Genomic DNA, 12,628 nt, shown 5'->3' with positions numbered 1-12,628 from the left:
TCGCCGGACCTCCATGACCACCGGCTTTTTCACCCATCCCGACTGCCGCGCCCATGACATGGGCCGTGGCCACCCTGAGTGCCCGCAGCGGCTGGATGCCATCGAGGACCAGTTGCTGGCCTCCGGGCTGGAGGTGGCCTTGACCCGCTTCGACGTGCCGCTGGCTGCGCGTGAGGACTTGCAGCACGCCCATGCCGAGGCCTACCTCTGCGAGCTCGGCGAGCGCATGCAGCAGGTGGCCGACAGCGGCCAGCCCCGCGCGGTCGACCCTGACACCGTGATCGGCACGCGCACCGGGCAGGCCGCGCTGCGTGCCGCCGGCGCTGCAGTGGCCGCGACGGACGCCGTGATCGATGGCCGCGCCGAGACTGCCTTCTGCGCCGTGCGTCCGCCCGGCCATCACGCCACGCGTGACCAGGCCATGGGCTTCTGCTTCTACAACAACGTGGCCATCGCCGCCCGCCATGCGCTGGACGTGCGCGGCTTGAAGCGCGTGGCCATCGTCGACTTCGACGTGCACCACGGCAACGGCACCGAGGACATCGTGGCGGGCGACGAGCGCATCCTGATGGTGAGCATCTTCCAGGACCAGCTCTACCCCTTTTCCGGCGGCGTGCCGCTGGGCTCGAACATGGTCAACCTGCCGGTGCCGGCCTACACCCGCGGCATGGAAGTGCGCGAGCTGATCGAGGCCAACTGGATGCCCCGGCTGGAAGCCTTCAAGCCACAGATGATCTTCATCTCGGCCGGCTTCGATGCGCACAGGGAAGACGAACTGGGCCAGCTCGGCCTGGTCGAGGCCGACTATGAATGGATCACCCAGCGCATGGTGGACGTGGCCAGGCAGCACAGCCACGGCCGCATCGTGTCCTGCCTGGAAGGCGGCTACGCCTTGAGTGCGCTGGGCCGTAGCGTGGTCGCGCATCTGCGAGCTTTGGCCGGGGTCTGACCCAGTCGCGGCGTCATGCCGCGTTCACTCGGGCAGCGTTGCGCCACGCGACAATGTTTCGATGAACACTGCCGGCCTGACCACGCTGACCCTCACCGAATTCCTGGACGCATTGCGCCATCCCAGCGCGCTGATCGAAATCGCGGTCGCGCTGGGTTGCCTGCTGCTGGCGTGGGCGGTGGTGCGGGTGCTGCGCGGCAAGCCCGCAGCCGATGGCGCAATGGTCACGGCGACACAGCCTTCGATCTGGTTCGGCCGGCGCATCGTGGACGGGGTGCTGTTCCCCACGCTTGCCCTGGCGCTGGCTTTTGCCGCGCGCCGCATCATGCTGGGCTTGGGCATGCCGCTGGCGGTGTTCAAGATCGTCGTGCCAGTGCTGATGTCGTTTGCGCTGATCCGCCTGTCAGTGCGCGTGCTCAGCGTCGCGTTCCCCACCTCGCGGCTGGTGCGCGCGGCCGAACGCACGATTTCCTGGGTGGCCTGGCTGGCCGTGGTCGGCTGGATCACCGGCGTGCTGCCGCAGTTGCTGGAAGAGCTGGACCAGATCCGCTGGAAGCTGGGCGGCAGCGAAGTGTCGGTGCGCAACCTGCTGGACGGCCTGCTGTCCGGCGGCTTTGTGCTGGTGCTCACGCTGTGGGTCTCGGCCGCCATCGAGGCCAGGCTGCTGGCCGGTGCCATTGGCGAGCAGCTGTCGCTGCGCAAGGCCGCTGCCAACATCGTCCGCTCGCTGCTGATCTTCGTCGGCTTGCTGGTGGCGCTGTCGGCCGTGGGCATCGACCTGACCGCCTTGTCGGTGTTGGGCGGCGGGCTGGGCGTAGGCCTGGGCTTCGGCTTGCAGAAGCTCGCGGCGAACTATGTCTCGGGCTTCGTGATCCTCGCCGAGCGCTCGCTGCGCATTGGCGACATGGTCAAGGTGGACAACTTCGAAGGCCGCATCACCGACATCGCGACGCGCTACACCGTGATCCGCGCGCTGAATGGCCGCGAGGCCATCGTGCCCAACGAATTGCTGATCACCCAGCGCGTCGAAAACGCCTCGCTGGCCGATTCGCGGGTGGCCATGTCCACGTTGGTCCAAGTCGCCTACGGCACCAACCTGGACATGCTGATGCCGCAACTCGAAGCCGAAGTGCGTGAAGTCCCGCGCGTGCTGTCAGACCCCGGCCCCGCCGTGCAGCTTTCCAACTTCGCCGCCGATGGCCTGGAGCTGACGGTTGTCTTCTGGATCGCCGACCCCGAGAACGGCGCCGGCGGCGTGCGCTCGGCGGTCAACCTGCAACTCTGGCGCACGCTCGAAAAACTCGGCGTGGAGATTCCGTTTCCGCAGCGGGTGGTGCATCAGGCCGCGTCTGCGGCTTTGCCGGATGGCGCCATGCTTCAACAGCTGCCGCAACGTGGCCGGCCTTGACTTGGCGGACCGTCTTCAGGCCTTCCCGTCAACCCAGTTTTGATCTCGGTCTCACTGGTGGGCTGGGTTGCGAGTGTGTAGACTCCCGCACAAGGAGCTACACATGGCCACCAATCTTGCGATCGATCCCCAACTGCTGGAGCGCGCCGTCGAAGTCAGCGGTGAGCGCACGAAGAAGGCTGCGGTGACCAAGGCGCTGCAAGAGTTCATCGCGCGCCGAGAGCAACGGCGAGTGGCCGACCTGATTGGCCAGCTCGACTGGGATGACGGTTTCAACTACAAAGCCGAGCGCTCGCGCAAGTGACGCTGCTTGTCGATACAAGCGTTTGGTCGCTTGCGCTGCGTCGCGATGCGCCAGCAACAGGCCCGGAAGTCCAAGCCCTGAAGGACGCCTTGCTTGGCGGCGATCTTGTTGTGACCACTGGACTGGTCTTGCAGGAGTTGCTGCAGGGATTTTCTGGCCCGAAAGCGAATGCGCAGATCGTGGAGCGCTTTGCCGCACTGCCATTGCTGCAACCCGACCGGGAAGACCACATCGCAGCGGCACAACTCCGAAACACCTGCCGAAGAGCGGGAGTGCAAATGGGAACGGTTGACGCGCTGCTTGCACAGCTTTGCCTGCGACACGACGCCGTGCTGATGAGCACGGACAAGGATTTCACACATGCCGCCAAACACTGCCCTCTGCGCATCTGGACACCCATGATGAACAAGGGGCAGTGAGGCCGCTCAACGCTTCAACCAGGTCAACAACTCCGGCAGCAGCAGTGACTGGTTAAGTTCGTCGTCCGACTGGGCGACGAAGTGGCGGAGGTTGGTGACGGCGAGGAATCCGGTGTTGTCGAACTCGTCGCCGATGGCTTCGAGGAAGCCGAACTGGCCGGGTTGGTTGGAGATGCCGAGGAAGAGGAAGTAGACCTCGTCGCCGCGTTGCTGCGATTCGCGCAGCACTTGGCGGGTGCGGGCGTGGTCGTTGTTTTCGCCGTCGGTGACCATGACCACCAGCGAGCGCTTCTTTGCCTTCACCTCGGCCTTGCGGCCGAACAGCTTGCCCAGCAGGCCGGGCTCTGCGCCCTTGAGCCAGCCGAAGCCGCGCAGCGCTTGCTCCAGCGCATGGCTGTAGTCGGTGCCGCCGCACCAGCCGGGCACCTTGGCGACGATCTCGCGGCCGACGTAGCCCTGGTAGTTGTCGGCCGTCACGGCGCCGACCTCGAACACCGACGCGGCGCTGTGGCTGAAGGTGATGACGTCCAGCTTCTTGTCCGGGTCGAAGGTCAGGCCCCAAGGGACCAGCCGGGTCAGCAAATCATTGGTGATGCCTTCGCGGTGCTCGTCCTCGAACGAGCCGCTGACGTCCAGCAGGAAGGCCATGTCGACGACGGGCGGCTGGGTGACGCCGGCTTTTTGCAGGCACAGCTGCAGCGAAGCCTGGGACTTTTGCAGGTTCAGGGTCAGGGCCATGGTGGGTTCGGTTCTTTCGGGGGATCGATCAGGGCTGCGAGGCGCAGGTTGTCAGCTTTTCAAGCCGTTGATCACGGCATGAAGGCGCTCTTGCAGCAGGAAGCGTTCGGTGTCGTGTGCGGGTTCGGCGGGCAGCGCGGCCATGCTGGCCAGCCAGGCCGGCAGGCTGACGCGCACGGTGTCGTGCAGCCGGCTGGCGAGTTGCGCCAACTGGTGGTCGGCCTGCTCGGCCTGCAGGCGGTGCTGCTGCAGCGTGGCCTGGGTGCGGGCCAGCGAGACCAGCCGGTCCTGCAGCGACAGCGCAAGGGTTTCGCGCTGCGCAGCGGGCAGCAGGCCGGGCAAGGCTTCGGTGGCCAGGCCCAGCGCCTGCAGCTCGGTGAGCAGCTCCGCGGCAGCCTGCTGGTTCGTGGCGAGCTGCGCGCGCAACTTGGCCAGCGGGCCATCCGCAGCCTCCAGCGCGGCGCGCAGCGTGTCGATCTCGGGCCGCAACGTGGCGAGGCGCGCGCGAGGCGCCTTGCGGCGGCTCCAGGGCAGCGCCGAGGTGGAGGGCGCCAGCGTCTCGGCCAGGTCTTCCAGCAATGCGAGCAGGCGCTCGATGTGGCGCGGCGCGGCGCGCAGCAGCTCGTGGTCCATCAGCTGCAGCAGTTCGTCGACCAGTGCGGCGTGGCGGGCCTGGGTTTCGCGGCCGAAGCGTTCGGCAGCGGGCCGGTCGAACACCGCCGGCACGACGCCAGCCAGCAGCAGCCGCGCGCGCGCCAACAGGGTGGGTGGGGCGTCCGGAAACTGCTCGGCCAGCGTGGCGTCGTCGACCGCCAGCGGTTTGCGCGGCACGCCGGGCAGGCGGCTGGGCGTGGCATCGGCCTTGGTGGTGACGACGCTGAGCGCGTGGCTTGCCGCGGGCGGCGCCGTTGGCGGTGCTGCAGCTGGCAGGCGCGTCGGCATGGCGCTGGGCAATGGTGCCGCGGACGCAGGCGAGGGCGCACTGGGCAGGGCGCTTGCCGGCGCCGTTGGCCCAGGCGAGCCGATGCGCGTCGGCGCCAGCGGGGTGCTGCTGTCGGCAGGCGGCGGCGTCGCGCCGCCGATCACCGTCGGGCGGGTGGCCATGCAGCCTGGGGGAGCTGGCCGTGCTTCAGGAGAAGTGGCCCAGCACGCTGTTGAAATCGCCGTTGAAGCCGACGCCGACGGCGACGAAGTTGGCCTTGCCGCCGGCCTCGATCATGACCGAGCCCATCTGCACGCCGATGAAGTCGCCGAACTGGTTGGACAGGCTGGCGCGCATCAGCTCGGTGCCGCTGGCATTGACGATGGCGATCTCGGCGTTTTGCACCTGGCCGAAGCGCTTGGCTGCGGCCTGGGTGTGGATCATCGCGACCAACGGGATTTCCAGCACGCCGCTGCTGACCGAAGGCAGCTTGGATGGGTCCACGCGGATCCATTCATCCACGCCGTCCAGCGCGCCGTCCAGCGCGTCCGGGCTGTGGCGCAGCGCGCCGCCGTGCACCTGGAACGAACCGTCGGGTTGCTTGTCGAGCACGCCCACTTCCTGGCCGCCGATCTTGCGGCGCACGTTGTAGGTCGACAGGATGTCTTCCAGGCTTTGCGCCTTGGCGCCGTCGCCGGCATTGACGCAGACGATGGCATGCAGGTCGAGGTCGGTCTCGCCGTCCCACGAGAGCTTGGCGGTGAAGGCTTCGCCCTTGCTGAGGTTGAGCTGCAGCTTGGGCGCCTGTTCGCCAGGTTTGGCCAGGTTCAGAACGAGTTTGGACATGAAGCGGGTTCCTTGCGGAAGGGAGCGAAAGAGAAAAGGAAGTTCAGCTTGGCTCAGCGCTGGGCGGGCAGGTCGGGGCGGATGACCGCGCCGAGTTGCGCCATGTCCTGGCGCGCCTGCGCGAAGATCTGGCGGGCCTGCTCGAAACTCTGCATGTTCTTGGCGCGCGCCTGTTCGACGATGCCGACCAGCTGGCGCGTGTCGGCCACGATGGCTTGCAGCTGGCGTGCCTGCGCCAGGCGGTTGTCGCCCGGCGCGGTGGCGGCCTTGCCGACGACTTCGGTCATCAGCTTGGAGCGCACCGCCAGCAGGTTGGCATCCAGCGCGGCGCCTTGCTCGGCCAGGCGTTGCACGCCCTGCGTGACCAGCGCGCCGTGGATGGTCAGCAGCGTCATCTTGATGCTGGCAAAACGCGAGGACGCGGTGGTCGTCGTTTCCTGCAGCGTGGAGATGCCGGCGTTCTGCAGCTGGCGGATCACCATCTGGTCCGACGGCAGGCGCGACAGCGTGCTTTCGATCGCCAGCGAGCGGCTTTCCAGTGCCTGCAGCTTGTCCTGCAACGTGGCGATGGTGCCGCTGTCGGCGCCATTGCTGATGGCTTCGCCCAGCTCGGCTCGGGCCTTGTTGACAAAGCCCATCAGGAAAGCCGCCACCTGGGCGAACTCGACGAAGCGCTCGCGGTAGGCGTTTTTCAGCTGTTCGAGGTTGCGCACCTCGCCGTCCAGCCGCTGCTGCTCCTGCTGCAGCTCCACTTCCATGGTCTTGATCAGGTCCGAGAGCTTCTTGCTCTTGCCCGACGCGGCCAGGCGCACCTCTTCGTAAGCCCGGCTCATGGCCTTGCTCAAGGTCTTCTTGTTGAACATGCCCATGAAGCGCTCCATGGCGCTGGGCTGGGCGTTCAGGATCTTGTCGGCCAGCACGTCCAGCTTCTCGCTTTCGACGGCTTCGCTGAGGCCTGCCACCAGCTTGAAGATGCGCGGCTGCTCGGCCTTCTCGATGCGGTCCAGGAACTGGCCCAGCGTGCGGTGCAGCGACTGCTCGGCCTCGCCGCCCAGCTTGGCGATGTCCAGCATCGGCGTTTGGGCCAGGCTGACGCTGGCGATCTGCGCGCCAATGGTGTTGCGCTGCTCGTCGCTCAGGGCAACGGGGAAGTCGGCCGGAATGCCGACCAGCGCAAGGTTGCTGCTGCCGGGCAGCGGCGAAAGCGGTGACAACGAGGTGGTCGCCAGCGTGGTGGGCAGCGAACTCGGGATGTTGCTCAAGGCGTTTCTTCCCTGGGGAATGACAGGGCGTCTAGCCTATCCCAACACCGGGCCCCGCGGCCACCCCTTGAGACAAAACGCAATGCAGCGCCGCCAGTTGCGGTTCTGGCGGGCTGAATTGCATTCCCACTTGGTCAGGCTTCGACGACGGGGATCTTGCCGATCTTGGCTTGCCAGGTCTTCGGGCCTTCGATGTGGGCGCTGGTGCCGCTCGAATCAACGGCCACCGTCACCGGCATGTCCACCACGTCGAACTCGTAGATGGCTTCCATGCCCAGGTCGGCAAAACCGACGACCTTGGCGGCCTTGATGGCCTTGGAGACCAGGTAGGCGCTGCCGCCCACGGCCATCAGGTAGGCGCTCTTGTGCTTCTTGATGGATTCGATGGCGACCGGGCCGCGCTCGGACTTGCCGATCATCGAGATCAACCCGGTCTGGGCCAGCATCATCTCGGTGAACGAGTCCATGCGGGTCGCGGTGGTCGGGCCGGCCGGGCCGACCACTTCGTCGCGTACCGGGTCCACCGGGCCGACGTAGTAGATGACGCGGTTGGCGAAGTCCACCGGCAGCGGCTCGCCCTTGGCCAGCATGTCCTTGATGCGTTTGTGCGCGGCGTCGCGGCCGGTCAGCATCTTGCCGTTGAGCAGCAGCGTCTGGCCGATCTTCCAGCTGGCAACTTCGGCCTGCGTCAGCGTGTTCAGGTCCACACGCTTGCTCTTGTTGTAGTCGGGTGCCCAGGTCACGTCGGGCCACAGGTCCAGGCTGGGCGGGTCCAGGTGCACGGCGCCGGAGCCGTCGAGCACGAAGTGCGCGTGGCGGGTCGCGGCGCAGTTCGGGATCATCGCGATCGGCTTGCTGGCAGCGTGCGTCGGGAAGGTCTTGATCTTCACGTCCAGCACCGTGGTCAGGCCGCCCAGGCCTTGCGCGCCAATGCCCAGTGCATTGACCTTCTCGTACAGCTCGATGCGCAGCTCTTCGAGCTTGTTCTGCGGGCCGCGGTCCAGCAGTTCGTACATGTCGATGTCTTCCATCAACACTTCCTTGGCAAGCATCACTGCCTTCTCGGCCGTGCCACCCACGCCGATGCCCAGCATGCCCGGCGGGCACCAGCCGGCGCCCATGGTCGGGACGGTCTTCAGCACCCAGTCGACGATGCTGTCGCCGGGGTTGAGCATGTACATCTTGGACTTGTTCTCGCTGCCGCCGCCCTTGGCCGCGACGATCACGTCGACCTTGTCGCCAGGCACCAGCTCCATGTGGACCACGGCAGGCGTGTTGTCCTTGGTGTTCTTGCGCTCGAAGATCGGGTCGGCCAGCACCGAGGCGCGCAGCACGTTGTCCGGATTCAGGTAACCCTGGCGCACGCCTGCGTTCACCGCATCGGTGACTGAGCCCTTGCCAAAGCCTTCCCACTTCACTTCCATGCCAATCTTCAGGAACACGTTGACGATGCCGGTGTCCTGGCAGATCGGGCGCTTGCCCTCGGCGCACATGCGCGAGTTGGTCAGGATCTGGGCGATCGCGTCCTTGGCTGCGGCGCTTTCCTCGCGCTCATAGGCGCGGGCCAGGTGGGCGATGTAGTCGGCGGGGTGGTAGTAGCTGATGTACTGCAGCGCGCTGGCGACGGACTCGATCAGATCGGCCTGGCGGATGGTGGTCATGCTTGGCTTTCCATGCTTGCTTTGTGCGGGCGGAGGTCTGCCAGTGACGGGCAGAATGCATCCGGGATTTTACTGAAGGGAGCCCATCGATGACCCCGGCACTGCGTCGTTTCTTCGCCCACGAATCCGCGGGTGGCATTGTGTTGGCGGTCGCCGCGGCGTTGGCCTTGGTCGTCAGCAACTCGCCGCTGGGCGCCAGTTACGCCGCTTTCCTGAAACTGCAGGGCGCTGTCAGCATTGCAGACGGCTGGCTCGTGCTGGCCAAGCCGCTGGTGGTCTGGGTCAACGACCTGTGGATGGCGGTGTTCTTCTTCGTGGTCGGGCTGGAGATCAAGCGCGAGTTCGTCGAAGGAGAACTGGCCTCGCGCAGCCAGGCCATCCTGCCGGCGGCCGCGGCGCTGGGCGGCATGGCGGTGCCGGCGCTGATCTACGCGGCCATCAACCATGCCGACCCGGTCGCGCTGCGCGGCTGGGCCATTCCCTCTGCGACCGACATCGCCTTTGCCATCGGCATCGTCACGCTGCTGGGTTCGCGCGTGCCGGCTTCGCTGAAGGTGTTCCTGACGGCGGTGGCCATCATCGACGACCTGGGCGCCATCGGCGTGATCGCCGTGTTCTACACCAGCCAGCTGTCGCTGGGCATGCTGCTGGGCGCCGGCGCCTGCCTGGCCGGGCTGTGGGGGCTGAACCGGGCCAAGGTGACGAATGTGGGCGTCTATGTCGTGCTGGGCCTGGTGCTGTGGGTCTTCGTGCTGAAGTCCGGTGTGCATGCCACGCTGGCCGGCGTGGCCACCGCGCTGGCAGTCCCCATGCGCCGGCCCGACGGCGGCTCGCCGCTGGAAGACGCCGAACATGCGCTGCACCCCTGGGTGGCCTTCCTGGTGCTGCCGGTGTTTGCCTTCACGAATGCCGGCGTCAGCTTGCTGGACGCTTCGGCCTCGGTGCTGCTGGCGCCTGTGACGCTGGGCATTGCTGCCGGACTGGTGCTGGGCAAGGCGGTCGGCGTGTTTGGCTCCGTCTGGCTGCTGGTGCGCGCTGGCTGGGCCGTGCTGCCGGCAGGTGCCGCCTGGCGCCAGGTGCTGGGCGTGTCGCTGCTGTGCGGCATCGGTTTCACGATGAGCCTGTTCATTGGCGGGCTGGCCTTCGAGGGCAACCCGCTGCTCGAGACCGAGCTGAAGCTGGGCGTGCTGGGCGGCTCCATCATTGCCGCCGCCCTCGGGGCTTGGGTCCTGACCCGAAAGACCTGAGCTGCCCTGTGGCTCAGTGCGGGTCCGGGTTCTTGCTGCCGTAGAGGATGCGGTCGGAGGCCGCAATCGCCATCGCAGACAGCAGGAAGGCCAGGTGGATCGCGGTTTGCGCAATCAGCGTCTTCTCGCTGTAGTTGTCGGCGCTGATGAAGGTCTTCAGCAGGTGGATGGACGAGATGCCGATGATCGCGGTGCCCAGCTTGACCTTCAGTACAGAAGCATTGACATGGCTCAACCATTCGGGCTGGTCTGGATGGCCTTCGAGGTTCATGCGTGAGACAAAGGTCTCGTAGCCGCCGACGATGACCATGATCAGCAGGTTCGAAATCATCACCACGTCGATCAAGCCCAGCACCACCAGCATGATGATGGTCTCGTTCAACGCGTTGGGCGGCGTGTCGGCATGGGCATAGCCCACGCTCTTGATCAGGATCTCCAGCGCATGCTGGTCGCCCAGCGCCGCCTGGATCAGGTGCACCAGTTCGACCCAGAAATGAAAGACGTACACGCCCTGCGCCAGGATCAAGCCAAGGTACAAGGGCAGTTGCAGCCAGCGGCTGGCGAAGATCACCGTGGGCAGCATGCCCAGGCGCTGCTGGGGCGGGCGGGGCGAAGGCTTGGGAGTTGGCGTCATGAGGTGTGGATGGCGTCAGGTGTGCTGGGCCAGCCCGGAGGGCTGCCGATGCCGGGAATTCTAGGGGTCGCCCAGGAAAGCCCAGGGCGGCTTTGCGGGGCCCGTGCTGGCAGCTGGCGGCCCCCTGCAGTAAGGCCTTCGTCAGACGGACGGAACACAGTGCGGGCCAAACGGGCAATGCCCATCGGCAGGCAGGCCCGTGCAGGCAATCAAGACCGAGGAGACAGACGACATGAGTGAAGACCTCAAGATTTACACGCCGCCCGCCGAGCTGGTGGCCCAGGCCCATGTGTCCGGCATGGCAGCCTACGACGCCTTGTGCGCCGAAGCCGAAGCCGACCACGAAGCCTTCTGGGCCCGCCAGGCGCGCGAACTGCTCAGCTGGAAGAAGCCCTTCACCAAGGTGCTGAACGACGCCGACGCGCCGTTCTTCAAATGGTTCGAGGACGGGCTGCTGAATGCCTCGTACAACTGCCTGGACCGCAACATCGAGCGTGGCCTGGGCGAAAAGACGGCGCTGATCTTCGAGGCCGACGACGGCACGGTCACCCGCACCAGCTACGCCCAACTGCTGGCCAAGACCTGCCAGATGGCCAATGCGCTGAAGGCCATCGGCATCGGCAAGGGGGACAGGGTCATCATCTACATCTCGATGTCGGTTGACGGCGTGGCCGCGATGCAGGCCTGTGCCAGGATCGGCGCGACCCACTCGGTGGTGTTTGGCGGCTTCTCGGCCCACTCCTTGCGCGACCGCATCGAAGACACCGGCGCCAAGGCCGTCATCACTGCCGACTGCCAGGTGCGCGGCGGCAAGCAGCTGCCGCTGAAAGCCATCGTCGACGAGGCGCTGACGCTGGGCGGCTGCGAATCGGTGGGCAAGGTGCTGGTGGTCAACCGCGCCAATGCGCAGGTCAGCATGACGGAGGGCCGCGACCTGTGGCTGGCCGAGCTGATGATGGACCAGCCCGAGACCTGCGAGCCGGAATGGGTAGAAGCAGAACACCCGCTGTTCCTGCTCTACACCTCCGGCTCCACCGGCAAGCCCAAGGGCGTGCAGCACAGCACAGGCGGCTATCTGCTGCACGCGGCGCTCACCACCAAGTGGACCTTCGACCTGAAGGCCGACGACATCTTCTGGTGCACCGCCGACATCGGCTGGGTCACCGGCCACACCTACATCACCTACGGCCCGCTGGCGCTGGGCGGCACCGAGATCGTCTTCGAAGGCGTGCCCACCTACCCGGACGCCGGCCGCTTCTGGAAGATGATCCAGGACCACAAGGTCACCATCTTCTACACCGCGCCCACGGCCATCCGCTCGCTGATCAAGGCGGCCGAGGCCAAGGACGAGGTGCACCCGAAGAGCTACGACCTGAGCAGCCTGCGCATCCTCGGCTCGGTCGGCGAGCCCATCAACCCTGCCGCCTGGGAGTGGTACCACCTGCATGTGGGCGGTGGCCGTTGCCCCATCGTCGACACTTTCTGGCAGACCGAAACCGGCGGCCACATGATCACGCCGCTGCCAGGTGCCACGCCGATGGTGCCGGGCTCGTGCACGCTGCCGTTCCCCGGCATTGCCGCGGCCATCGTCGACGAAACCGGCAAGGACGTGCCCAACGGGCAGGGCGGCATCCTGGTCGTCAAGAAGCCTTGGCCTAGCATGATCCGCACCATCTGGGGCGACCCGGAGCGCTACAAGAAGAGCTACTACCCGGCCGATTTCCAGGGCAAGTACTACCTGGCGGGCGACGGCGCGATCCGCGACGCCAAGACTGGCTACTTCACCATCACCGGCCGCATCGACGACGTGCTGAACGTCTCCGGCCACCGCATGGGCACGATGGAGATCGAGTCGGCCCTGGTCAGCTGCACCGAGCTGGTGGCCGAGGCGGCCGTGGTGGGCCGGCCGGACGACACGACTGGCGAAGCCATCTGCGCCTTCGTGGTGCTCAAGCGCCCACGCCCGACCGGCGAAGAAGCCAAGGCAATTGCCAAGCTGCTGCGCGACCACGTGGGCAAGGAAATCGGCCCCATCGCCAAGCCCAAGGACATCCGCTTCGGCGACAACCTGCCCAAGACCCGCTCGGGCAAGATCATGCGGCGCCTGCTGCGGCAGGTTGCCAAGGGCGAGGCCATCACGCAGGACACCAGCACCCTTGAGAACCCGGCGATCCTGGATCAGCTGTCCCAGGTCAACTGACGCGCATTGACCGCGGATGAAAAAGGGCGGCGCATGGC

Annotated in this window: 12 protein-coding genes; 6 read left to right on the top strand and 6 right to left on the bottom strand. The window is 66.5% G+C overall.

Going from position 1 to position 12,628, the window contains the following annotated elements:
- The first annotated feature begins 13 nt into the window (after positions 1 to 13).
- From ACAH41_RS14430 to ACAH41_RS14415, 4 genes are all read left to right on the top strand, one after another.
- The gene (locus ACAH41_RS14430) at positions 14 to 949 is read left to right on the top strand and encodes a histone deacetylase family protein (RefSeq protein WP_325648936.1); all 936 of its coding nucleotides are present in this window, start codon (positions 14 to 16) and stop codon (positions 947 to 949) included.
- A 61-nt stretch (positions 950 to 1,010) separates the two neighbouring features.
- Positions 1,011 to 2,357 (top strand): mechanosensitive ion channel domain-containing protein, encoded by a 1,347-nt coding sequence (locus tag ACAH41_RS14425; RefSeq protein ID WP_325648937.1) that lies wholly within the window; start codon positions 1,011 to 1,013, stop codon positions 2,355 to 2,357.
- Between the two features lie 103 nt (positions 2,358 to 2,460).
- Positions 2,461 to 2,661, top strand: coding sequence for a type II toxin-antitoxin system VapB family antitoxin (locus ACAH41_RS14420; RefSeq protein WP_325648939.1), 201 nt, complete (start codon positions 2,461 to 2,463; stop codon positions 2,659 to 2,661).
- Positions 2,658 to 3,080, top strand: coding sequence for a PIN domain-containing protein (locus ACAH41_RS14415; protein WP_325648940.1), 423 nt, complete (start codon positions 2,658 to 2,660; stop codon positions 3,078 to 3,080). The genes ACAH41_RS14420 and ACAH41_RS14415 overlap by 4 nt, the downstream gene beginning before the upstream one ends.
- 6 nt (positions 3,081 to 3,086) lie before the next feature.
- Here the strand turns inward: ACAH41_RS14415 and ACAH41_RS14410 are convergent, their stop codons facing one another.
- From ACAH41_RS14410 to ACAH41_RS14390, 5 genes are all read right to left on the bottom strand, one after another.
- A complete protein-coding gene (locus tag ACAH41_RS14410) occupies positions 3,087 to 3,818 on the bottom strand; it encodes a VWA domain-containing protein (protein WP_325648942.1) in 732 nt (243 codons plus the stop codon).
- A gap of 51 nt (positions 3,819 to 3,869) precedes the next feature.
- Positions 3,870 to 4,922 (bottom strand): hypothetical protein, encoded by a 1,053-nt coding sequence (locus ACAH41_RS14405; RefSeq protein WP_325648944.1) that lies wholly within the window; start codon positions 4,920 to 4,922, stop codon positions 3,870 to 3,872.
- A gap of 25 nt (positions 4,923 to 4,947) precedes the next feature.
- Positions 4,948 to 5,586: a TerD family protein gene (locus ACAH41_RS14400; protein ID WP_325648946.1), complete on the bottom strand. Its 639-nt coding sequence runs from the start codon at positions 5,584 to 5,586 to the stop codon at positions 4,948 to 4,950.
- Between the two features lie 53 nt (positions 5,587 to 5,639).
- Positions 5,640 to 6,848 carry a hypothetical protein gene (locus ACAH41_RS14395; protein ID WP_325648947.1) on the bottom strand — a complete coding sequence of 403 codons (1,209 nt, stop codon included), beginning with the start codon at positions 6,846 to 6,848 and terminating at the stop codon, positions 5,640 to 5,642.
- Between the two features lie 134 nt (positions 6,849 to 6,982).
- Positions 6,983 to 8,509: a fumarate hydratase gene (locus tag ACAH41_RS14390; protein ID WP_325648948.1), complete on the bottom strand. Its 1,527-nt coding sequence runs from the start codon at positions 8,507 to 8,509 to the stop codon at positions 6,983 to 6,985.
- A gap of 89 nt (positions 8,510 to 8,598) precedes the next feature.
- Between ACAH41_RS14390 and nhaA the strand changes: the two genes are divergently transcribed.
- On the top strand, positions 8,599 to 9,756 hold the full coding sequence (nhaA, locus tag ACAH41_RS14385; RefSeq protein ID WP_325648950.1) for a Na+/H+ antiporter NhaA: 1,158 nt from the start codon (positions 8,599 to 8,601) through the stop codon (positions 9,754 to 9,756).
- 13 nt (positions 9,757 to 9,769) lie between these two features.
- Here the strand turns inward: nhaA and ACAH41_RS14380 are convergent, their stop codons facing one another.
- A complete protein-coding gene (locus tag ACAH41_RS14380) occupies positions 9,770 to 10,390 on the bottom strand; it encodes a YqhA family protein (protein WP_325648951.1) in 621 nt (206 codons plus the stop codon).
- 232 nt (positions 10,391 to 10,622) lie between these two features.
- On the opposite strand from ACAH41_RS14380, the gene acs reads away from it, so the two are divergent.
- Entirely contained in the window at positions 10,623 to 12,590 is a 1,968-nt protein-coding gene (gene acs / locus ACAH41_RS14375; protein ID WP_325648953.1) for an acetate--CoA ligase, read from the top strand.
- The last annotated feature ends 38 nt before the right edge of the window (positions 12,591 to 12,628 follow it).

The sequence above is a fragment of the Ideonella sp. genome (assembly GCF_041287625.1).
Classification (GTDB): domain Bacteria; phylum Pseudomonadota; class Gammaproteobacteria; order Burkholderiales; family Burkholderiaceae_C; genus Ideonella.
This window is presented reverse-complemented; position numbering and strand designations above follow the sequence as displayed.